General features: G+C 69.6%; 17 protein-coding genes, 1 tRNA gene and 2 pseudogenes. 6 read left to right on the top strand and 14 right to left on the bottom strand.

The features are described 5' to 3' along the window. The first annotated feature begins 247 nt into the window (after nucleotides 1–247). Nucleotides 248–3742, top strand: coding sequence for an indolepyruvate ferredoxin oxidoreductase family protein (locus VP06_RS11155; protein ID WP_048463835.1), 3495 nt, complete (start codon nucleotides 248–250; stop codon nucleotides 3740–3742). Between the two features lie 122 nt (nucleotides 3743–3864). Then, nucleotides 3865–4716: an urea carboxylase-associated family protein gene (locus tag VP06_RS11150; protein ID WP_048463834.1), complete on the top strand. Its 852-nt coding sequence runs from the start codon at nucleotides 3865–3867 to the stop codon at nucleotides 4714–4716. A 258-nt stretch (nucleotides 4717–4974) separates the two neighbouring features. Here VP06_RS11150 and VP06_RS11145 read toward each other — a convergent pair. Next, a tRNA-Arg gene (locus tag VP06_RS11145) sits at nucleotides 4975–5051 on the bottom strand. Between the two features lie 218 nt (nucleotides 5052–5269). Between VP06_RS11145 and VP06_RS11140 the strand changes: the two genes are divergently transcribed. Next, nucleotides 5270–6847, top strand: a complete 1578-nt coding sequence (locus tag VP06_RS11140) for an Arm DNA-binding domain-containing protein (RefSeq protein WP_048463833.1) — start codon at nucleotides 5270–5272, stop codon at nucleotides 6845–6847. A gap of 51 nt (nucleotides 6848–6898) precedes the next feature. Here VP06_RS11140 and VP06_RS11135 read toward each other — a convergent pair whose 3' ends face one another. The 11 genes and pseudogenes from VP06_RS11135 to VP06_RS11090 all read right to left on the bottom strand — a co-directional run bounded on the left by VP06_RS11135 (nucleotide 6899) and on the right by VP06_RS11090 (nucleotide 19320). Beyond that, nucleotides 6899–10060, bottom strand: a complete 3162-nt coding sequence (locus VP06_RS11135) for an efflux RND transporter permease subunit (RefSeq protein WP_048463832.1) — start codon at nucleotides 10058–10060, stop codon at nucleotides 6899–6901. A 33-nt stretch (nucleotides 10061–10093) separates the two neighbouring features. Then, the gene (locus VP06_RS11130; RefSeq protein ID WP_245291148.1) at nucleotides 10094–11113 is read right to left on the bottom strand and encodes an efflux RND transporter periplasmic adaptor subunit; all 1020 of its coding nucleotides are present in this window, start codon (nucleotides 11111–11113) and stop codon (nucleotides 10094–10096) included. Between the two features lie 963 nt (nucleotides 11114–12076). Then, on the bottom strand, nucleotides 12077–12388 hold the full coding sequence (locus VP06_RS11125) for a hypothetical protein (RefSeq protein ID WP_053081712.1): 312 nt from the start codon (nucleotides 12386–12388) through the stop codon (nucleotides 12077–12079). 107 nt (nucleotides 12389–12495) lie between these two features. Continuing rightward, nucleotides 12496–12717 (bottom strand): annotated as a pseudogene (locus VP06_RS34835) (transposase); the annotation flags it as partial. Next, the gene (locus VP06_RS38070; RefSeq protein WP_245291147.1) at nucleotides 12714–13391 is read right to left on the bottom strand and encodes a sensor histidine kinase; all 678 of its coding nucleotides are present in this window, start codon (nucleotides 13389–13391) and stop codon (nucleotides 12714–12716) included. The pseudogene VP06_RS34835 and the gene VP06_RS38070, both read right to left, overlap by 4 nt. Before the next feature lie 653 nt (nucleotides 13392–14044). After that, nucleotides 14045–14716, bottom strand: coding sequence for a response regulator transcription factor (locus VP06_RS11115; protein WP_048463831.1), 672 nt, complete (start codon nucleotides 14714–14716; stop codon nucleotides 14045–14047). Nucleotides 14717–14820: 104 nt separating this feature from the next. Then, nucleotides 14821–16629: an ABC transporter ATP-binding protein gene (locus VP06_RS11110; protein WP_048463830.1), complete on the bottom strand. Its 1809-nt coding sequence runs from the start codon at nucleotides 16627–16629 to the stop codon at nucleotides 14821–14823. Between the two features lie 64 nt (nucleotides 16630–16693). Continuing rightward, entirely contained in the window at nucleotides 16694–16924 is a 231-nt protein-coding gene (locus VP06_RS34830; RefSeq protein ID WP_053081707.1) for a hypothetical protein, read from the bottom strand. Between the two features lie 124 nt (nucleotides 16925–17048). Beyond that, entirely contained in the window at nucleotides 17049–17264 is a 216-nt protein-coding gene (locus tag VP06_RS11100; protein WP_048463829.1) for a hypothetical protein, read from the bottom strand. Nucleotides 17265–17660: 396 nt separating this feature from the next. Continuing rightward, a complete protein-coding gene (locus tag VP06_RS11095) occupies nucleotides 17661–18932 on the bottom strand; it encodes a cation:proton antiporter (RefSeq protein ID WP_048463828.1) in 1272 nt (423 codons plus the stop codon). A 52-nt stretch (nucleotides 18933–18984) separates the two neighbouring features. After that, entirely contained in the window at nucleotides 18985–19320 is a 336-nt protein-coding gene (locus VP06_RS11090) for a hypothetical protein (protein ID WP_063928377.1), read from the bottom strand. 318 nt (nucleotides 19321–19638) lie between these two features. Here VP06_RS11090 and VP06_RS11085 point away from each other — a divergent pair, with 318 nt between their 5' ends. The 3 genes and pseudogenes from VP06_RS11085 to VP06_RS38065 form a co-directional block, all read left to right on the top strand. Beyond that, nucleotides 19639–19890, top strand: coding sequence for a hypothetical protein (locus VP06_RS11085; protein WP_048463827.1), 252 nt, complete (start codon nucleotides 19639–19641; stop codon nucleotides 19888–19890). A gap of 87 nt (nucleotides 19891–19977) precedes the next feature. Beyond that, nucleotides 19978–20937: a mechanosensitive ion channel family protein gene (locus VP06_RS11080; RefSeq protein WP_048463826.1), complete on the top strand. Its 960-nt coding sequence runs from the start codon at nucleotides 19978–19980 to the stop codon at nucleotides 20935–20937. Nucleotides 20938–20979: 42 nt separating this feature from the next. Further along, nucleotides 20980–21513 (top strand): annotated as a pseudogene (locus VP06_RS38065) (transposase); the annotation flags it as partial. A 137-nt stretch (nucleotides 21514–21650) separates the two neighbouring features. Here VP06_RS38065 and queD read toward each other — a convergent pair. Further along, nucleotides 21651–22007, bottom strand: coding sequence for a 6-carboxytetrahydropterin synthase QueD (gene queD, locus VP06_RS11075; RefSeq protein ID WP_048463825.1), 357 nt, complete (start codon nucleotides 22005–22007; stop codon nucleotides 21651–21653). Between the two features lie 223 nt (nucleotides 22008–22230). Continuing rightward, a partial coding sequence (locus tag VP06_RS11070) for an integrase core domain-containing protein (RefSeq protein WP_048463898.1) occupies nucleotides 22231–22549 on the bottom strand: 319 nt, incomplete at its 5' end.

The following is a 22549-nucleotide window of genomic DNA, read 5'->3' as shown; positions in this document are numbered from 1 at the left end:
ATCCGGGGCTGGCGGGCCTGATGCCCGCGGGGGTGGCGGTGATGCCGCGAAAGCGGAAGACCGGCAAGGCTCGCCGGCCTGGAATGCCTCCAAGATGAATGCTTGCAAGATGAATGCCTGCAAGATGCGGTGTTCAAGCCGCGTTGACGCTCAGCCCGGCAAATGTCAGCCTTCCTGACGTAATCGGCGTGGTCCCGAGAGGTCGGTCGAACCGGCCCGCACCGCGCGAGGAGGAGAGGAACACGCGATGGGTACGCCCGCGACCACCCCGTCCCTTCGGCCGGTCAGCCTCGACGACAAATACGATCTCTCCCGCGATCAGGTCTTCGTCACCGGCACCCAGGCGGTGATCCGGATGCTGCTGATGCAGCAGGCCCGCGACCGGGCGGCGGGGCTCAACACCGCGGGCTTCGTGTCGGGTTACCGCGGCTCGCCGATTGGCGGGCTCGACCAGAACCTGGTGCGGGCCAAGACGGTGCTCGACCGGGCCGGCATCGTCTTCAAGCCCGGCCTCAACGAGGAACTGGCCGCCACCGCCCTGTGGGGATCGCAGCAGGCCGAGATGCGGGGCGAGGGCCGCTACGACGGCGTGTTCGGCCTCTGGTACGGCAAGGGCCCGGGCGTCGACCGCTCGGGCGACGTGTTCCGCCACGCCAACATGGCCGGCACCTCGCGCCATGGCGGCGTGCTGGCGCTGATGGGTGACGACCACACGGCGGAATCCTCCACCGTCGCGCACCAGTCGGAGTTCCACTTCGTCGACGTGATGAGCCCGATCCTGAACCCGGCCGGCGTGCAGGAGATCCTCGATTACGGCCTCTACGGCTATGCGATGAGCCGCTATTGCGGCACCTGGGTTGCCTTCAAGTGCGTGAAGGAGAACATCGAATCGACCGCGAGCGTCGATGCGCGCCTCGACCGGGTGAAGATTGTTTTGCCCGACGACTTCCTGATGCCGCCGGGCGGGCTCAACATCCGCACGCCGGACGGCATCCTGGAGCAGGAGGCCCGCCTCCAGGACTTCAAGCGCGACGCGATGCTGGCCTTCGTGCGGGCCAACGGCCTCAACCGCATCGTGCTCTCGGGCGGGCGCCAGCCGAAGATCGGCATCATCACGGTCGGAAAATCCTATCTCGACGTGCGCCAGGCGATGGACGACCTCGGCCTCGACGAGGTCAAGGCCAACGACATGGGGTTGCGCCTCTACAAGGTCGCCTGCCCGTGGCCGCTGTCGCGGCGCGAACTCGCGGATTTCGCCGACGGCCTCGACCTCGTGATGGTGGTGGAGGAGAAGCGATCGCTGATCGAGGTGCAGCTGCGCGAGGAGCTGTACGGGTCGGCCCATCAGCCGGTCTGCATCGGCAAGCGGGATGAAGCGGGAAACTGGCTCTTTCCGGTCAAGGGCGCGCTCGATCCCAACGACATCGCGGTGGCGTTGGGCGAGCGCCTGCTGCGCTACCATCGCAACGACGACCTCGCGGGCCGCGTCGCCCGGCTCAAAGGCGCGCAGGAGCGGCTGGCGGCCACCGCCGATATCGCGGCCCGGATCCCGCATTTCTGCGCCGGCTGCCCGCACAATTCCTCGACCAAGGTGCCGGAGGGCATGCGGGCCTATGCGGGCATCGGCTGCCACTACATGGCGCAGTGGATGGATCGCAGCACCGACGGCTTCACCCAGATGGGCGGCGAGGGCGCGAACTGGATCGGCGAGAACAGCTTCTCCAAGCGCGGCCACGTTTTCCAGAATCTCGGCGACGGCACCTACAACCATTCGGGGTCGCTGGCGCTGCGCTGGGCCGTCGATACCGGCACCACCCTCACCTACAAGATCCTGTTCAACGACGCGGTGGCGATGACCGGCGGCCAGCCGCACGAGGGCGGGCTCACCGTCGACCGCATCGCCGCGCAGGTGCGGGCCGAGGGCGTCGAGCGCATCGCGCTGGTCACCGACGAGCCGGACAAGTACGCCTCCACAATCGCCTGGCCGCACGGGCTGACGATCCACCACCGCGACGAGCTGGACGCGGTCCAGCGCGAGCTGGCCGCCGTGCCGGGCGTCTCGGTGATGATCTACGACCAGACCTGCGCCTCCGAGAAGCGCCGCCGGCGCAAGCGCAACGCCTATCCCGACCCGGACAAGAGGGTCATCATCAACGAACTGGTCTGCGAGGGCTGCGGCGATTGCTCGGTGCAGTCGAACTGCGTCGCGGTGCAGCCGGTCGAGACCGCGTTCGGCCGCAAGCGCCGCATCGACCAGTCGGGCTGCAACAAGGACTTTTCCTGCGTGAAGGGGTTCTGCCCGTCCTTCGTGACGGTGCATGGCGCCAAGCCGCGGAGCAAACCGGCCGGTGTGCCGGCGGCGGTGAGCAACGAGGCGCCGGATGCGGGGCTCCCGGAGCCCGCGATTCCGGCGATCGCCGGCACCTACAACCTGATCGTCACCGGCGTCGGCGGGACCGGCGTGGTGACGATCGGGGCGATCCTCGGCATGGCGGCGCATCTCGAGGGCAAGGGCCTCGGCATGATCGACATGGCCGGCCTCGCCCAGAAGGGTGGGGCGGTGTTCAGCCATGTCCGCCTCGCGAACCGCCAGGAGGACATCCACGCGATCCGGGTCGGGGCCGGCGCCGCCGATCTCGTGCTTGGTTGCGATCTCGTGGTCAGCGGCCATCGCAAGGTGCTGTCGGCGATCACGAAGGGCCGCACCCACCTCGTCGTCAACACCGCCGAGGTGATGCCGGGCGAGTTCACCCGCCGGCCCGACTTCTCTCTGCCGGCCGAGCGGATCAAGCGGGCGATCCGCGAGGCCGCCGGCGCCGAGCATGCGGATTTCACCGATGCGACCAGCCTCGCCGTTTCGGTGCTCGGCACTGCGCTGGCCGCCAACATGGTCATGCTCGGCTATGCTTGGCAGCGCGGGTGGGTGCCGCTGTCGCGGGACGCGCTCCTGACGGCGATCGAGCTGAACCGTGAGGCGGTGGCGATGAACCGCGCGGCCTTCGCCTGGGGGCGCCGGGCCGCCGCGGCGCCCGAGACGATGCGGGCGATCGAGGCCCCGGGCGCGGAACTGGCGCCGGACCTCGACGGAGTGATCGCCCAGCGCGTCGCCTTCCTCACCGCCTACCAGGATGCCGCTTACGCCGAGCTTTACGCGAGGGCCGTTTCGGCCCTCCGGGCCCGCGAAGCGGCGGTCGTGCCCGGCCAATCGGCGCTGACGGATGCCGCCGCCCACTCGCTGTTCCGGCTGATGGCCTACAAGGACGAGTACGAAGTCGCCCGGCTCTACACCGACGGCAGCTTCCAGGCGCAAGTTCAGCGCACCTTCGAGGGCGAGACCCTTCGCTACGAGTTCCACCTCGCGCCGCCGCTGCTGGCCCGCCGCGACCCCGCCACCGGCCGGCCGCGCAAGATGACCTTCGGGCCGTGGATGATGACGGCGTTCGGGGTGCTGGCCCGGATGAAAGCCTTGCGCGGCACCGCCTTCGACCCGTTCGGCTACACGCAGGAGCGGCGCGAGGAACGGCGGCTGATCAAGGACTTCGAGGCGCTCCTGGCCGAGATCGCCCGCGACCTGACGCCCGCCAACCACGCCGCGGCGGTGGGCCTCGCCGGCCTGCCCCAGCGCATCCGCGGCTACGGGCCGGTGAAGGCGACGAACCTGGCGGCGGCGAGGGCCGAAGAGGCGGTCTTGCTGGCGCGGTTCCGCAGCCAGGACGCCCCGCTCGCGACGGCGGCGGAGTGAGGCTCCATCCTCCTCTCCCCGCCCGCGGGGAGAGGAGGGGCCCGCGCCCGTCTCGGTTGGGTTTGCCCCTCTCCTCCGCTTCTGCCACTCCTGGCGCCGCCACCTCACCAGGAGCCCCCGGCATGAAGGACTTCCCGGCCGCCTATCAGGTCAGCGAGGGCTCGGCCCTGTCGGTCGACCGGCCATTCTACGAGCGGATAGCAGCCGAGACCGGCGGGCGCACCCTCGTGGATGCGTTCACCCTCCCGATCCGCTTCGGGCGGGCCTGGAGCGTGCCGGCGGGCCACGTTTTTCGCGTCGTGGCGCCGGAGGGGCCGCAGGTTGGCGACCTCAACATCTGGAACCGGCACGACCCGCGCGAGCGGCTCTGGGCGGCGCGCACCCGCCAGCTCCAGGGCGCCCATGTCACGACCTTCGATCGGCTGTGGTCGACCCTGCCGTTCCTGCGCCCGCTCGTCACCATCACGGCCGACACGCTTGGCCATTACGGCACCGACGAGTATGGCGGCCGGGTCCATGACCTGCTCGGCACCCGCTGTGACCCTTACGTCAACAAGCTGCTGACCGGGCAGGATTTCCACTTCCACTGCCACTCGAACCTGGTCCGCGCGGTGATGCCGTTCGGCCTGACCGAGTTCGATGTTCACGACGTGCTCAACGTGTTCCAGGTCACCGGCCTCAACCACGACGACCTGTACTTCATGCGCGACTGCCCGGCGAAAGCCGGCGACTACCTGGAATTCTTCGCCGAAATCGATCTGCTCTGCGCCCTTTCGACCTGCCCGGGCGGCGACCTCTCGGTGCCGCTCTGGGGGCCGGACGCCCGCGACCCGATCGATGTCTGCCGGCCGCTCGCCGTCGAGGTCTACCGGCTGGCGCCGGAGCTGACGGAAGGCTGGCACAGCCCTGGCGTCGCGCCGTATCGCGGCCAGCACGGGCTCCACGCCGAGACGGGCTGGTGGGACAAGGCTTAACGGAGCGGCAGCGCCAGACCTCGAGCATGTTCCGGCGAGGTGGATACCGGTCCGTCGCCGACACTGCGCAAGATCAAAAACCTCAAGCAGCGCCCGAGCAACCGGGGCAATGGCGCGGGCAGTCAGGCGGGCGCTGTCTGCCTGACCAAGTCGGCGAGAAGGTGGGAGGGGCGGCCTGTGATCGGGGATGCCGAGCGTGGCGCAGGTCGTCATGAGGGGTCAGCCGCGCGCCGCGCCCCGCTCACTCATTGAGATTGGTGGCGACCCCGGTAGGGCTCGAACCTACGACCTGCCGCTTAGAAGGCGGCTGCTCTATCCAGCTGAGCTACGGGGCCTGACCGATCTCCGTCGTATCAGGCGCCTCGCCCGCCGTCCACAAGAGACTCAACCGGCTGACATTTCCCCTCTGCGGACGCCCGGTTTCGGCCTCTTTCGAGGCGCGCGAAGTCGCTTCTGGGCGGGCCTCCGCAACCGCCGCGGACCCCGGGCAGCAAGACGCCGGTTTGCTACGGGTTTGCTACGCGCTAGAGCTTCCGCCCCAGTGGAGCGCGCCATGCCCAGGAAAGCCGAAACTCTCACCTCCGGGGGCGTCGAGAGGCTGATCCGGGAAGCGCGCGAGACCCGCGCCGCGCCCCGGGACATCGCCGACGGCGGCTGCCAGGGGCTGACCTTGCGCCTGACGCCGACGGCGGCGGTCTGGTCGATCCGCTTCCGCCACGACGACAAGCCGCTTCGCATCCGCCTCGGCGACGCTCGGGAGTGGACCCTGGCACAGGCACGCGCCGTCGCCGGGGACTTACGGACGCATGTCGAGGCCGGGCAGGGAATCCCGGCCAATGACTGGATCGCCCTCAAGCGCACCGCGCTCGCCGCCAAGGGCGGGGTCGATGTCCCGGCCGCCATGCCCCGCGGCCGGGGCCCGGCCACGTGGACCCTCGCCGAGGCGCGCCAGGCGTGGGGCGCCTGGATGCGGCGCGAGGTCGAGGCGTGCCTTCTCCGGGATGCGACGGTCCGGAACTATCTCGGCGTCATGAGCGGTCCCGCCATGCGGACGCTGGACGCGAGCCTCGTCTCGCGCATCACCGTGGCGGACGTCGCCGCCGTCGTCGCGACCCTGGTCGAGCAGGGCAAGCGGTCGACCGCCCGGGACGTCGTGCGTGTGTCGAAGCGGTTCTGGCCGTGGATGGGCGACGCCGGTCGGAAGCACCTCTCCGGCGCCGACCCGAACGCATTGGCGGGGCTGAAGGCGCCGGAGACGGGCGACAAGCCGACGCGACGGTCCCCGCGCGTGCCGGCGATCGCCTCCATGCTCGCCGTCGCGCAGCACGGCGCCCTCTCGACCTCCGTCGGCGGCGCCATCGAGCTTCTCATCTACACCGCGCAGCGCCGGCTCTCCGTCGTCACAGCGCGCGTCGCCGAATTCGAGCCGTGGCCCGAGCGCGAGGGCTGGGGAATCTGGTGGCAGGGTCACCGGACGATCGCCCAAGGCGCTCCGACCGAGGACGACCCGCGGCACGGTTCGCACGCCCTGCCGCTGCCGCCGCATGTCTGGAGGCGGATCGAGACCTACCTCGCCTTCTCGCGCCGGGAGGCGGAGGAGCGGGGTGTCCCGCGGTCGCCGTGGATGTACCCGGCGGCGCGGCCGCGGCGGATCGGCGACCCGGTCACGCACCTGTCGCCGCACACTCTGACGCACGCCGTCGCCGCGATGCCGGGGATCGAGGCGTCGCCGCAGGACGTCCGACGCGCCTTCGCGACGGTCTGCCAGCGCGATCTCGGCGTGGCGGCGCCCGTCGTCGGGATGGTCCTCGACCACGCCACCGGCGACCTGCCGGAAGTCAGCGACGGCAACCCGATGACGCGCCGCTCCACGCTCGACCAGATGCTCGCCCTGAAGGCGCCGGCCCTGGAGGCGTGGCAGAAGGCGGTGTGGGCCGAGCGGCTCAAAGTCGAGTTGCCGGACCGCGAAGTGCTCAAGGCGCAGATCGTCGCCGAGAACCTGCGCCAGCGCGGCGTGACCGACCTGGAGGCGGAAGGCGAGCGCCGCCGGAAGGCTGCCGCCAAGGCCTACGCGGAGGGGCGCACCTGGCGTCAGCGGCGTCGGCCGGTTGGGGCGACGAACCCGGCCTGAGCCCGCCGGTGCCGGCCGGGGGTCGGCGCCAGGTCGGCGGGGGCTCGGCCTTCAGGCCGTGTGGACGCCGTGTTGCGCGGGTATGCCGACGCGGGACGCCCCTCCCGTCTCCCCATCAGGCTTGCGCGCATGGGAAGCTCTGGCGATCAGCACGTAGAACAGCGGCGTGACGAACACCGCCAGGACGGTCGCCGTGATCATGCCGCCGAGCACGCCGGTGCCGATGGCCCGCTGGCTGTTCATGCTGGCACCACTGGCGAAGGCGAGGGGCACCACGCCGAGGATAAAGGCGAGCGAGGTCATCACGATGGGCCGGAAGCGCAGCTCGCAGGCCGCCAGCGCCGCCTCGCGAACGGACCGGCCCTGCGCGACGAGGTCCTTGGCCACCTCGATGATGAGGACGGCGTTCTTCGCCGTCAGGCCGATCACCGTGATCAGGCCGACCTTGAAGTAGACGTCGTTGGGCAGATCCCGCAGGAGCATCGCGAAGACCGCCCCGACCACGCCGGTCGGCACCACGAGCAGGACGGCGAGCGGGATCGACCAGCTCTCGTAGAGTGCCGCAAGGCAGAGGAACACGCAGAACAGCGCCAGCGCGAGCAGGTAGACGGCCTGCGAGCCCGAGAGCTTCTCCTGCAGCGACTGCCCCGTCCAGGCGAAACCGAAGCCCGGCGGCAACTGTCCGGCGAGCCGCTCCATCTCCGCCATGGCGTCGCCGCTGGCATGGCCCGGCGCGGCGCTGCCGGAGATCTTGATGCTCGGGTAGCCGTCGAAGCCGACCACCTGCGACGGGCCCATCGTCCACTCGACCCGGGCGAAGGATCGCAGCGGCACCATCTGCCCCTTCGCGTTGCGCATGTGCAGGTCGAGCAAGTCCTCGGGTTTCATGCGCCGAGCCGCCTCGGCCTGGACGATGACCCGCTGCATGCGCGCCTGGTTCGGGAAATCGTTGACATAGGCCGAGCCGAGGCTGGTCGAGAGCGCGTCATTGATGTCGGCGAAGGTGACGCCGAGGGCGTTCGCCTTCTGCCGGTCGAGGATCAGCTCGATCTGCGGCGCGGTCGGCAATCCCTCGACGTAGACGCCTTGGAGGATCGGGCTCTGGCTCGCCGCCTTGAGCAGCTGGTCTCGCGCGGCGGCCAGCGCCGCATGGCCCTGCTGGCCCTTGTCCTGCAGGCGGAACGAAAAGCCGCTGGAATTGCCGAGTGAGTCGATGGCCGGCGGCGACAGCGACATCGCGACGGCGTCCGGCAGGCCACCGAGCGCGGCGTTGGCGCGGACCGCAATGGCGTCGGCGCCGTCGTTCAGCCCGCGCTCGCCCCAGGGCTTCAGCCCGACGAAGTTGAGCGCCGCGTTCTGCCCCTGGCCCGAGAAGCCGAACCCGAGCAGCATGGTCTGGTTGTCGACGCCGGGCTCGGACGCGAAGTGCGCCTCGATGCGCTTGGCCACGTCGAGCGTGCGCTCGATAGCCGATTCCGGCGGGGTCTGGGCGTCGACGATGAGGTAGCCTTGGTCCTCGACGGGCAGGAAGCTCGACGGCATGCGGAGATACCCCCATCCGAGCGCAGCCACCAGCATGGCGTAGACGAGGAGCGCCCGCACCGGCCGGCGCAGCACGCCCGCGACGCCCGAGCGATAGACCAGCGTGCCGGACCGGAAGCGGCGGTTGAACCCGCCAAGGAAGCCGCCCTTGGCATGGCCGTGGCCGCCCTCGACGGGCTTGAGCAGGGTGGCGCAGAGGGCGGGTGTGAGCGAGAGCGCCAGGAAGGCCGAGAAGGTGATGGAAGTCGCCATGCTGACCGCGAACTGGCGGTAGATCACCCCGACCGAGCCGGGAAAGAAGGCGAGCGGCACGAACACCGCCACCAGCACCGAGGTGATGCCGACGATGGCGCCGGTGATCTGGCCCATCGCCTTGGCGGTCGCCGCCTTCGGGGACAGTCCTTCCTCGGACATGATCCGCTCGACGTTCTCGACCACCACGATGGCGTCGTCGACCAGGATGCCGATGGCCAGCACCATGCCGAACATCGTCAGCACGTTGACCGAGAAACCAGCGACCAGCAGCACGCCGCAGGTGCCGAGCAGCGCCACCGGCACGACGATGGTCGGGATCAGGGTATAGCGGACGTTCTGGAGGAACAGGAACATCACCGCGAAGACGAGCACCATCGCCTCGGCCAGCGTCATCAGCACCTTCTTGATCGACACCTCGACGAAGGGCGTGGTGTCGTAGGGGACCGTCACGCTCACGTTGGCCGGCAGCGTGCGCTGGAGCTGGGCGAGCTTCGCCTTGACGCCGCTGGCGGCGGCGATGGCGTTTGCCCCCGGGGCGAGCTGGATGCCGATGCCGGCGGCTGCGCGACCATCGAGACGGGTCTGCATCCCGTAGGACTGGCTGCCGAGCTCGATCTCGGCAACGTCGCGCAGGCGCACCAGCGAACCGTCGGGGTTGGCACGCAGCACGATCTCGCCGAACTCGGCGGTCGTGGTCAGCTGACCCTTCACCAGCACGTTGGCGGCGATGCGCTGTCCCTTCCGCGCCGGCTGTGCGCCGACGATGCCGGAGGCGACCTGGGCGTTCTGCGCCTGAACCGCGGCGGTGACGTCGCCCGGCGTCAGGCCGAGGCCGACGAGCTTGACCGGGTCGATCCAGATGCGCAGCGCCTTCTCGGACGAGAACAGGGTGGCGCGCCCGACGCCCGGCACGCGCCGCAGCTCGCCAAGGAGGCGGCGGGCGGCGAGGTCGCCGAGATCGGTCTCGCTCAGAGAGCCGTCCCTCGAGGACACGGTGACGAACTGCAGGAAGCTGGTGCTGGCCTCCTCGACGACGACGCCCTGCTGGGTCACCGCGCGGGGCAGGCGCGCCTCGACGCGCTTGATCCGGTTCTGCACCGCGACCGTCGCCTTCGACGGGTCCGAGCCCGGCGCGAACGAGGCCGTGATCGAAGCCGTGCCGGACGTGTCGCTGGTGCTCTCGAAGGACATCAGCCCGGGAATGCCGTTGAGCTCCTCCTCGATGATGCGGGTGACGCCGTCGTAGAGCCGCTCCGGCGGGGCGCCCGGGTAGCTCGCCGTCACCTGGATCGTGACCGGGGCGACGTCCGGATACTGCGAGACTGGCAGGAACGCGATGGAGATGGCTCCCGCCAGCATGATGAAGATGGAGATCACCCAGGCGAAGATCGGGCGCTCGATGAAGAAGCGGGTCATGGTGGTGCGATCCTGGCAATCCGGTCCCGGCGGTCAGGGCTTCACCGAGGCGGAGGCCGTCCGGGATGCCTGCCAGGGTGACGGGTTGACCGGCATGCCGGGCTGCAACCTCTGGAAGCCTTCGACGACGACGGTCTCGCCGGCCTTCAGGCCGTCCTCGACGATCCAGCCGCCGTCCGTCAGGGCCCCGGTCCGGACGGGGCGCAGCGCTGCCGTTCCGTTCTCGGCGACCACGAAGACCTGGGCCACGCCGGCGCTCGAGCGCTGGATGGCTTGCGCCGGGACGATGACCGCACCCGGCAGCGTGCCCTGCGCGATGCGGATGCGGACATAGCTGCCAGGCCGCAGCGTGGCCTTCGGGTTGGGGAAGGTGGCCCGCAGGGAGACCTGCCCGGTGCCGGGGTCGACGCCCAGGTCCGTGAACAGCAGCCGTCCGGCGTCAGGATGGAGCGAGCCGTCCGGCAGGACGAGGCGCACCTCCGTCTCTTCCTGCCCCGAGGCTCGCCCGGCAAGCCGGCCGGCATCGGCGGCGGGAGCGTTGACGTCGGCATAGATCGGATCGACCTGCTGAATCACCGCCAGCTTGGTCGCCTCGCCCTGGCTGACCAGGCTCCCCTCGGTGACGAGGGCGCGGCCGATGCGGCCGGCGATGGGCGCACGCACGGTGGCGTAGTCGAGGTCGATCCGGGCTCGGGCAAGGTGCGCCTTCGCGCTCGCGACATCGGCGTCGGCCTGGCGCAGGGCAGCGGTCGCGATGTCGTGCTGGGCGGCGCTGGCGGCCTGGCGTTCCACCAGCGTCTCGGTCCGCTCGGATTGCCGCAGCGCCTGCATCCGCGTCGCCTCGGCCCGGTCGAGCGCCGCGGCCTTGGCGTCGACCTCGGCCCGGTAGACGGCGGGGTCGATGCGGAACAGGACGTCGCCCTGTCTCACGAAGCTGCCTTCCTCGAAGGCGCGCTCCCGGATGATGCCGGCGACCTGGGCCCGGACCTCGGCGACCCGCGTCGGGTTCACACGACCCGGCAAGTCGACGGCCTGCGGTACGCTGACGGGCATCGCGGTGACCGTCGAGACCACCAAGGGGCGGTCATCCGCGGCGGTAGCGGCTGGGGTCCCCTCGACCGGCTTGCACCCGGTCGCGGCAAGCACGATCAGGCCGGCTGCGGCCAGGGCGCCTGTCCGCCATCCTCCGCTCCGCGTGGCTCCGTAGGAGGGTCCGGTCTGGTGCCGGGCAGGAATGACTGTCGAACGGACCGGTGCCGTTGCCCGACCGCGGTGACCGCATGCGCCCGATGCGAAAGGCGCCGGCACATCGGTCCGGACGAGCGGGCACGGGAGGGCGTTGCCTGACATCGCAGGTGCGTCACCAGCACAGGGCATGGTTGATCCAGGCTGACGGCTTGCAGAACGCGGACAATCTGCCGGTTGGCGACGCGATACCGCCTCGGCAGCTTCGTGCCGTCGTTTGATCGAAGGAGATTCCCGTCGTTCGACCCACCCCGCGGCAGAGGTGATCGGCTGCAAAGCCACAATCCGACGACGTTCCGTCGGCGCTTCTCGGACAAGGGGCTTTCGAGAAGACCAGGACCGGCCCGAACGACGGTGCCCCGGCCACGGATGCGTCGAGCGATGCGAGCAGGGCCGACCACGAGCGCTCAAGCGCGTCCAGTGGACCTTCCCCGGCCTTGCCATCCATGGATGCCACGCCGGCGGGTTCGGACGACGCCGCCATTGCGCCGGATTGCCCGAAACTCGCCGCGGCCAGGACGCAGCATGTCATGACCGAGCGGGCGCTTGATTTGAGAAACCGCATCGTTGGTAGTCCTTGAGGCAGCGCCATTCGCTCGACGCCGGGCAAGCCGGGAATGCGCCTCGCGGCCGTTTTCGGTGCGATGCGAGGCTTCGATGCTGCCGGCGCCGTGCCGTGGGCCTCCCGCGGTCGCGGGGCGGGGCGAGCATCCACCGGACCACCGCTATTCCCGGTGCGGGCGTTGGCGGGGATCGGGGCGGCGGAAAGGCTCAGTCGTGCCAGGAGTCGTAGGGGGACGGCTCCCAGAAGGGTTCTTCGTATTCCCGCATGATGATCCGTCGATGGTAGACGTGGTCGCAATGCGGCGGGTCGTATTCCGGGGCGTCATCGTCGCCGTGACCGTAGACCGGCTCCACCCGCGCGGCGGCTCCGGCGAGCGCACCCACCGCGAGGCCGCCGACAATGCCTGCCGCGAACGCTTCTCCCCGGCCACGGGCCTGTGCGCCGGGGAGCACGGACGAGAACGCGACGAGCGAGGCCGCAAGGACGATGATTGTCTTGGGGATGATTGTCTTGGGCACGTTAGGCGCCTCAGGCGTGGGGAGAACCTGAAGCGACCTTAGCGGCCGAGGTTGCCGCAGCATTACGCGCCGCCATCGCCGTCCATGGCGGTGGTCATCAAACCCTCCTAGAAGCCCCGGCCTTCAGGCCGGGGAGCCCGCGCATTCTCCCGTTGCTGTCGGACGTATTGGGCGACCACAGAGAGCGGAGCGCCGCCACAGGACGCCACGAAATACGACGGCGACCAGAGAACGCCTTGGTGGTAGCGTCCGGTGATCCCGGGACGCATGTCTCTGAGCTTGCGGCTCAACACGCCTTTGAGGCTGTTGACGAGCTTCGACAGGCTCACGCATCGGTGCCCCGGAAGGTCAGTACGACCGTCAAGCCGCCGCCGGGCGTCTCCTCCATCGCGACGCGTCCGCCGTGTAGGGCCATGACTTGCGCGACGAGGGCGAGCCCGAGGCCCGTGCCGTCACTCGCCTCGCCACGAACGAACGGTCGCAGCATCTCCGCCCGGTCGCGAACCTCGACCCCCCCGCCGTGGTCGATGACGCGAACGGTCCCGGGCGCGCGAACGTCGACCAGGATGCTCCTGTCGGCGCGGGCGTGCTGAAGCGCGTTGCGGACGAGATTGCCGACGGCCATGCCTGCGGCCGTGTCCGAACCGGTGACGAAGACGGCGTCGCCCTCCGAGGAGAACGCGATGTCCACGCCGGCCGCCAGCGCCGCCGGGACATGCTCCGCGGTCACGGCGCGAACCGTCGCCACGAGGTCGAACCTGCGCATCTCCGGGCTGTTCGAGGACAGCCGCGCGATCTGGAGCAGCATCGTGACGGTGGACGACAGCGACTGGATATCCGCCACGAGCACCCGGCGCAGCTGCGGGTCCTCCACCCGCTCCAGGCCGGTCCGGACCCGGGTCAGCGGGGTCCGGAGCTCGTGGGCCGCGTTCGACAGGAACCGGCGCTGCGTGGCCGAGGCCACGTCGATGCGCTCCAGCGCGCGATTGAAGGCGGCCACCATCGGGACGAGTTCCCGTGGGGCCTCGCTCAACGGCAGGCGAATGCCGTCGGACCCGCCGTCGATGCGCTCCGCCGAGCGTGAGACCCGGCGCACGGGTCGCGCGATCAGGGCGGGGACGGTGAAGAGAGCGACCAGGATGGTCGCGACGACCACGGCCAGGACGGGGATGGCCGTGTAGTTCACGTCGCGCAGGCTGGTCAGCGCGGCTTGTGCGGGGGTGTAGGCGGCACCGCCGACCTGTATCCGCACGAGTTCCCCTCCAAGGCGCGTCACGAGGGTCGCGTTGGTCAAACGCAGGGCATCGCCGCTTTCCGGGATGTCCGGCCCGCCTGGAGCCGCGATGTCGCCGTCCCGGATCGATGCCGGCACGGCGCCGTATTGCAACGTCCCTCCCTTCGTCGTCACGACGTACCAGAGGCCAGGGAAGGTGCGCTTGATCCCGTCGAGGTCGCCTGTCGACGACACGACCGGCGCCCCGCCCCCGTCGCGCGAGAGGGCCCCCTTGATCGCCCTCGCCGCATCATACTGCGCCAGGAGACCATCATCGCCCTGCAGGGCGATGACCAGTGTCCAGGTGCACAGGATGGTGGCGGCGACGACGAGGCTGAGCAGGACGGCGGCGAGCCGGGCGATGGACGGCTGCCCATGCGGCATCAGCCGGCCTCCAGCATGTAGCCCAGGCCCCGGAGCGGCTTGATCGCCACGGAGCAGTCGGCGGCCCGCAACCGCTTCCGCAGGCGTGAGATGTGGGCGTCGAGGGCATTGGACTGGATCTCGTCGTCGAAGCCGTAGGCCGCGGCTTCGAGCGCCTCCCGCATGGCGACCTGCCCGGCCCGGCGGATGAGGGCTTCGAGCAACGCGAGTTCCCGGCGGGGGACCGGGATGGGGTGACCATCGATGCTGACCGAGCGTGCGGCCGTGTCGAAGGACAGGTTGCCGATCCTCAGCACGCCGTTTCTGTCGACCTGGAGCCGGCGGATCACGGCCCTCGCGCGGGCGACGAGTTCGACCGGCTCGAACGGCTTCGGCACGTAATCGTCGGCTCCGGCGTCGAGGGCTCGGGCGATCTCCCGCGGATCGTCGAACGCGGTCAGCATCAACAGCCCGGGCCGCGGCCTGAGTTCCGCCAGGCGAGTCACCAGCGTGATGCCGTCGCCGTCCGGCAGCCTGCGGTCCAGGACGACGAGATCGAACGGCTGGACGCTGACGGCGGCAAGCGCCTCGTCGAGGGTGCCGACGACGTCGGCGTGCCCGAGCGCTTCCGAGAGCGTGGTCTTGAGCCATGCGCTCAGTTGCGGGTCATCCTCTACGACCAGGACTCGCAAGACGGTTGGACCTCCAAGGAGTGAGGGCGGCGACCCGCCGGCCGACGTACTGACGAGCGTCCGGGCCGACATCCCAGCAGGACGGGTCCGGCTGGTCCGGATTGTCAAGCCGCCGTGCGGACGAGACGAGCATAGGCGCCGCTGCGGCCCAGCAGCTCCTGGTGCGTCCCGTGCTCGACCACCGCTCCCCTGTCGAGAACGATGATCTGATCGGCCCGGCGAACGGTGGAGAGCCGGTGCGCGATGGTGATGGTCGTGCGGGTCCTGCCGGGTCGGTCGAGGGCACGGGTCATCGCCAGCTCCGTCGCGGTGTCGAGCGCGCTCGTCGCCTCGTCGAGCAGCAGCACGCGCGGATCGCGCAGGATGGTTCGGGCGAGGGACAGGCGCTGCTTCTCGCCGCCGGAGAAGCGGTGTCCCCGCTCGCCGACCACGGTATCGTACCCGTCGGGCAGGGCCGCGAGCAGGTCGTGCACCTGCGCCGTCCGCGCGGCCGCGAACAGGTCCTCGTCGCTGGCGTCCGGCCGGGCGAAGCGCAGGTTCTCGGCGACGCTGGCATGGAGCAGGTAGGGGTCCTGCGTGACCACCCCCAGGATGTCCGTGAGCGAGCGTAGGCTCAAATCACGGACGTCGACGCCATCGTAGAGCACGGCTCCGGCATCCACGTCGTAGAGGCGGGCGATCAGGTAGCCGAGCGTGGACTTGCCCGATCCCGTGGCACCCACGATGGCGGTGTGCGAGCCCGCCGGGATGTCGATGGTGACGCCGCGTATGGCGGCGGGTCCCGCCCGGTCATACGAGAACACTACGCGATCGAGCCTGACGTGGCCCGCGACCGTGGCCGGGTCGAGCGTGACGGGATCGGGCCGTTCGGTGATCCCGGTTGGCTCGTCGAGGTACTCGAAGATGCGCGCGAACAAGGCTCGCGTCTTTCTGACCTCGACGCCCGAGCGCAGCACCTCTTCGAGCGGGAACAGGAGTTGCTCCTGCAAGGCGATCATGGCCACGAGCGTGCCGACGGTCATGGCAGTGCCCGAGGCCATCAGCCAGCCGCCGAGGAGCAGGGTCAGGGCGGGCATGGCCTGAAGCACCAGGTCGATGACCGACCACTGCCACTGGCCCGCCGTGTGAGACCGGACCTCCAGCGAAGCCACCTCGCGCGACGCCCGGCCGAAGCGTTGCGCCAGGTCGCGGGTGCGTCCCATCGTGCGGGCGAGGACGATGCCGGACACGGACAGGGATTCCTGCACCGCCGACGACATCTCCGCGATCCGTCCCTGCTGTTCGTAGGTGAACTCCTCGCGCTGCCGGCCGACCCGGTCGCTGATCCATGCCGCGAGCGGCAGGACGAGGAACGAGAGCAAGGCGAGCCGCCAATCCAGGAGCAGCATCGCGGCGGCCGTCATGACCACCGTGCTGGCGTTCCTGGTCGCCTCGCCGGCCGTATGGGTCACCAGGGCCTGCAAGGCACCGATGTCGTTGGCGATGCGGGACTGGATGTCGCCGGCGCGCGTTGCCGTGAAGAACCCGAGCGAGAGCGACTGGAGGTGGGTGTACACCGCCATCCGGAGGTCGTGCATGATCGCCTGCCCGACCTTTGCGGTGACGAGGACTTGCAGCACGCCGATGCCGGCGCCGACCGCCGCAAGGGCGACCAGGCTGCCGGAGAGGGCGGCCAGCAACGGCAGGTCGCCCTTCGGAAAGGCCTCGTCGATGATTGCCCGGAGCAGGAACGGGGAGGCAAGCCCGGCGGCCGACGCCAGGGCGATCAGGAAGAGGACGAGCGCGATCCGCCCCCTGTAGGGCCTGAAAAGGCCGAGGATGCGCGCCACGGACACGTGGGCCGTGGCGAGTGCGTCGTAGGCGGTGTCGTCGGCCGCTTCCGGTGCGAACCCGTTCGTTGAAGTTTGTCTCATGGGTGAGGGGTTGCCGTCGTTCGAAGTCGTTGCCGGTCCGGCCAGGGTCATGGCGACGAGGCGTTCACGGGAACCCGCCGAGGACGGGCACGGATTCGCTCGGCGTGTCGCGGACGAGACAGGCGAGCCAAGCGCCGTCGGTGGCGGGTCGGACGAGTTCCAGGTCGTGTCCGGCACCCGTCGCGTGATGGCGACGAAGGCGTTCCGCGAACCAGTCCGAGACCAGCTGGCGCAGCGTCGGCTCGGCGAGATTGGGGATGTGAAGGGCGGCCCATTGGCCTCCCTGCGTCATCATCGGGTCGCGTCGTTGTAGGCCCGCGTGAACCGGCCGTGCGGACGGGCATCCTTCGCCATTGCGGCCGCGATGGCGCACCCGGGGGCGGATGCTGCCGCTCAGGAGGCGGCCGGCCGCTTCGCTCCTATCTACCGAGGAGGCGTTTCTCCGACAGGATGACCTGCAGGGTTGGGGAACTCATCTGCTCCAGGCCTACGCGATTTTCATAATTCATCAAACGAGCGATGATGTCATTCTCCCAAGGGAGATCCGTATCCAGGCCCGACTTTATGGTGTCGGTGTCCACCTTCCGCGACGTTGCCTCGAAGGTGTCGTCCGGTTTCTCGATTTCCGTCTGCACGAGACACCTCCGGTGGTGGTCGGGAGGCTCGGTAGAGGTTCCGCATTACGGCAACATTACGGGATGCCGGATGCGTGGAATGTTGCCGACCCTGCGTGGCGACCGCGCTTCAAGGTCGTCCACGCCATCCCGCCTCGTCCGGTTTTGTCTCCGTAGCTGACGTCACAGAACGTGGTCACCCAGCCCCCGGCTCATGATCCGTCCCAAGACCGCACCAGGTCGACATGGGACAGGCTCCGGCCGCCCGATGCCAAGTTGCCCGATGCCAGCGAGGCCGAATCTGGATCGTCGCGATAGCGAAGTTGCCTCGGAACGCCGCGTGGACGACCGTGCTCGACCCATCGCGCTTGCGTGCTGAAGCTCTCCAGACCACGGACGTGCCGTAAGCCGGGGGACTTACGGAGTGTCGCCCTCCGGCAGGTCCCTCAGCGTCCGGCGTGCGACGGCGCCGAGCGTGAGGCCCTGGACGATGATGGTGAACAGGACCACCGCGTAGGTCGCGGCCAGCACGACGGACTTGGCGTCGCTCTCCGGCAACGACAGTGCCAGGGCCACGGAAATGCCGCCACGCACCCCCGCCCAGGTCAGGAACGGCACGTTGCGGGGGCTGAGATAGCCGCCCCACCGGAAGGCCAGGAGCGGCGCGGACACCGCCACGAGGCGGGCAACGAGGACGATGGGCACGGCGCAGGCGGCGAGCAGCAACCCGCTCGCCTCGAAGCGCAGAACCAGCACCTCCAGGCCGATGAGCAGGAACAGCACCGAATTCAGGACTTCGTCGATGAGCGTCCAGAGGGACTCGACATAGCCCTGCGTGCGCTCGCTCATCGCGTCGCGCGGCGCGCGGTCGCCCACCAGGAGCCCGGCCGCCACGACGGCGAGCGGGCCGCTGGCGTGCAGCTTCTGGGCGAGCGCGTAGGTGCCGGCGACCAGCGCCAGGGTGATCAGCACCTCGACGGGAAAGTCGTCGATGGCCCGCATGGCCCGGTAGGCGAGGTAGCCGGTGACGACACCGAGCAGCAGGCCGCCACCCGCCTCCTGCAGGAGGAGCTTGGCGACGCCGCCGGCACTCGTCGCCGCTCCGCCGGAGCCCGCGGCGAAGGCCACGAGCACCGTGAACAGCACGATGCCGATGCCGTCGTTGAACAGGGCCTCGCCCTGCATCTCGACCTCCAGGGCCTCGGGCACCCGCACGTTCTTGAGGGTGGCCAGCACCGCCACCGGGTCGGTCGGGCTGATCAGGGCGCCGAACACCAGCGCCCAGGCAAGGGGCAGCGGCTGGCCGAGGGCGCCCGCCGCCAACCAGAAGGCGCCGCCGACGATTGCGGTGGAGATGAGGGTGCCGACGAGCGCCAGCGTCGCCACGGCCCCCGCCCGGTCGCGCAAGGCCCCGAGGTCGAGGCTCATGGCACCGGCAAACAGCAGGAAGGCCAGCATGCCGTCCATCACCACCTTGGTGAAGTCGACCTGCCCGAGCACACGGGTCAGGTCCTCGTAGAGGTGCTGCTCGGGGAAGGCGACATCGAGGATGACGAGGGCGACCGAGGCGGCGAGGCCCATGACGAGCAGGCCGACGGCGTGCGGCAGATGCAGCAGCTTCCGGTTGAGCCAACCGAACAGGGCCGAGAGCGTCAGCAGCAGGGCCGCGAGATCGAGGATGGAAATCACGGTCGTCCCCCGATGAGGAGCGGCATCGTGGCCGCTGCGGACTCGCGGGAGTTCAGCGCATGTCCCGCGGCAGGTGCTTCAGCGGGTCGGTGCGGCCCCCCTCGTCCTTGCCCTGCACGGAGCCTTCGGATCGCATCACGTCCGTGGTCGCCTGGATCGCACTCGGAGGCGCCACTTGGCCGGTGGCCCGGTCGCGCGGCCTGCCATTGCCCTCGATCGTCGACGTACCGGAGGGCAGGGTCCCGGCAGTCGGCTGGTCGATGGCGCTGGCTGCCGACTGGGCCGCCGCCCGATCGACGGTGGCGGTCGTCGTGCCGAGGCCGGCAACCGCGCCGATGAGGAGGGTGGTGATGCTCCGCACGCGGCGGGCACGTTGGTGGTCGGTCATCGGTTCGCGGAACTCCCGGTCTGATGCCCGCGCGCGGGCCCGTCGTCCTGCAAGCCCCTCGGATGGCCTTGGTTCCTGACCGGGCCCGGCACCATCCGCACGGGCCATGCCGGAGTGGGCACCGGACGACAATCCGAGGCGATTGCTGCATGGCGCCGCCCGTCGGTCCTGCCGCCCCCGGACGATGGTCGAATTCGCCTGAACGCGATCGCGGTTCGGGCGTTGCCGACCGCGAACCGACATGTTGAGCGGACGTTTCCTGGTCGCGTCACCCGAAGGGTCCGGCAAACCTGTCCAGGCCGGACAAGGAGCATCACCTTGCAGAAGACCATCCTCGCATCGGCGTTTCTCGCCGGCCTCGGCCTGGCCGCGTCCACCCTGCCGTCCGCGGCGCTGCCCGTGATCGCCGCCGGCGTGGCGCCCACGGCCGGCGTCGACGTCGTGCAGGTGCGCATGCACCGGCGCTCCCGGATGCGGCAGGGCTCCGCCAGCCGCGGGAATGCCGCCATGCCGTCGCGTGGCGCCCGCGGGCAGCAATACGGCGGGACGAGCGGCGGCCCACGCCGCTAACCGCACGCGCGATCATTCCGCGAGGGACGACGCGCCGCCGGCAGGCACGACCGCCTCCGGCGGCTTTTTCATGGGATGGTGTCAGGCATGATCTTCGCGGAAGCGCTCGGACGCCTCGAAGGGCTGGGTCGGTCGGCAGCGGCGCTGCTGCCGGGGCTTGCCGTCGCTCTCGTCCTGTTCGGTCTCGGCCTTGTCGTCGCCCGACTGGTGCGCGCCGCCGTGCGCCGAGCAGCCGCACTCCGTGACGCCTCGCCGGGTTCGGCCGCGGTCCTCGGGCGCATCGCGGGCGGCGTGACCATCCTCGTCGCGTTCCTGGTGGCCGCCTCGGTCGCCTTTCCGTCGGTCTCGGCCGCCGACCTGTTCAATCTGCTCGGGATCGGCGGCGTCGCCATCGGCTTCGCGTTCCGCGACGTGCTCCAGAACCTGCTCGCCGGCATCCTGATCCTGCTGACGCGGCCCTTCGTCATCGGCGACCAGATCCGCGCAGGCTCGCACGAAGGCACGGTCGAGGATGTCTGGGTGCGCGCCACGGTGCTGCGCACCTACGATAACCAGCGGGTGCTGATCCCGAACGCCAGCCTGTTCGTCGACAAGATCACGGTCATCACCGCGCACGAGAAGCGGCGCCTCGCCTTCCCGCTCACCATCGGCAACGGCGACGACATCCGCGAGGCACGCCGGGTCATCGTCGAGGCGCTCAAGGGCACCGAGGGCGTGCTGGCCGACCCGCCGCCCGAGGCCCTGGTCACGGGCCTGGGCGCCGCCGGCGTCGACATGACGGCAAGGCTGTGGATCGACCCGCCCCGGCGGCGCGACGCGGTCGACGCGCTCGACCATGCGATTGCCAACGTGAAGGACGCGCTCGTCGCGGCCGGCATCGACCTGCCGTACCCGACCAGCCAAGTGCTGTTCCACGACCAGACCGAGGAGAGCGATGGCGACCGGACGCGCCAGCGCGAGGGCTGGCCCGCGGGCCGGAATTCCCCGCGCAGCCGCTGGCACGTCGCGCAGGAGCGGAAGGAGGCGGACGAGGAGGAGCGCGCGTGATGCCTCCCCTCAGTTGGCGCCCTGGTCGGGGATGTTGAGCACGAGCAGGCAGGACGCGAGGCCAGCCCAAAGGCCGCGATCATCGACAGCCAGAGCGTCAAGAGCGTGGAAAAACGGGGCCGCAATCGACCAATTCGGCTATGATGTTGGCAGGAAGACCAAAAGCAAAAAGCGCCACATCCTCGTCGATTCGCAAGGATTATTGATGCATGCTCTGGTCAATCCAGCCGACATTGAAGATCAGGGCGGCGGAGTGTGGGTGATGGCGGCGCTGTTTGGTCTCCAACCGTTCCTGCTGAAGCGGTATGCAGGCGGCGGATATCAGGGGCCGTGTTTCGAGAAGCTTTGGAGCGGGTGTGCCGGTCTGCGACGGTGGAGATCGTCAAGCGCTCGGATCAGGCGGTCGGGTTCGAGGTTCTTGCCCAAGCGTTGGACCGTGGAGCGCACGACGCTTGGCTCAATCGCTGTCGGCGACTGGCCAAGCATTGGGAGTTCCGCACCCGCAAGGCGCTGGCTTTCCTGCGCCTTGCCTCCGTCCGCATCATGAGGCGAAAGGTCTGTCAGAGTTCACGATGATCCCGGACAGACTGTCAGGCGTCGTGCGATTTCTGCTTGATCACTCCGCCCGAGGAGGAATCCCGCCTCTCCTCTTCCACACGAAAGAAGGAAACCCGCGCTTGAGCGTTGCCCGAACGGATCAAGCCGAATGTGTCTCACACGCCGGTATATTCCGCCCACGACATCGGCGTCTCGAACACCTTGACCGAGGACAGGAGCGGCAGGGCCGGCCGGGTCTTCTCCCAGATCCAGATCGCGATGTGCTCGGCGGTGGGATTCTCGAGGCCCGGCACCTCGTTGAGGCAGTAATGGTCGAGGCGTTCGAGCACCGGCCCGAAGGCGGCCTCGACGTCGAAGAAATCGACCACCCAGCCGGTCTCGGGGTCGACCGGCCCGTCGAGGGTCAGCTCCACCCGGTAGGAATGGCCGTGCATGCGGTGGCAGCGATGGGTCTCGGGCACGTTCGGCAGCCGGTGGGCCGCCTCGAACGTAAAGGCTTGGGTGATCTTCATCTGTGGTCGCGTCTGGGGATCGATCGGGCAGCCCTTTATCACCCTTGGTCCGTCAGGCGAAATCGCCCGCGATCACGCCCAGATGTTTGGCACCGAAGTTCGGTGATGAACCGGCTTCGCTGTCGTCGAGCTGAGCCGTTCGGAGACAGAAGCGCTTGACCGAGGCGATGATCTGGTCGGCCGGTGAACCGCTCCGGGTTTTTCGGAGGCTTGTTGGCTTGGGTCAGGCGGCCAGGGCTTGGTCGCCGACGTGGGTATAATCGCGCGCCTCGGCCTCGGCGAGAGGGACGTTGCCGATCGGCGCGAGGAGGCGACGGTGGTTGTACCAGTCGACCCACTCCAGGATAGCGTACTCGACCGCCTCGAAGGAGCGCCAGGGTCCGCGTCGGTGGATGACCTCCGCCTTGAACAGGCCGTTGATCGTCTCCGCCAATGCGTTGTCGTAGCTGTCGCCACCGCTGCCGACCGACGGCTCGATCCCTGCTACAGCTAGGCACTCGGAGTAGCGTAGAGCGAAGTACTGCTTGGGTTCAAGCGGTCGT

The sequence above is a fragment of the Methylobacterium aquaticum genome, from assembly GCF_001043915.1.
GTDB classification, from domain to species: Bacteria; Pseudomonadota; Alphaproteobacteria; order Rhizobiales; family Beijerinckiaceae; genus Methylobacterium; species Methylobacterium aquaticum.
This window is presented reverse-complemented; position numbering and strand designations above follow the sequence as displayed.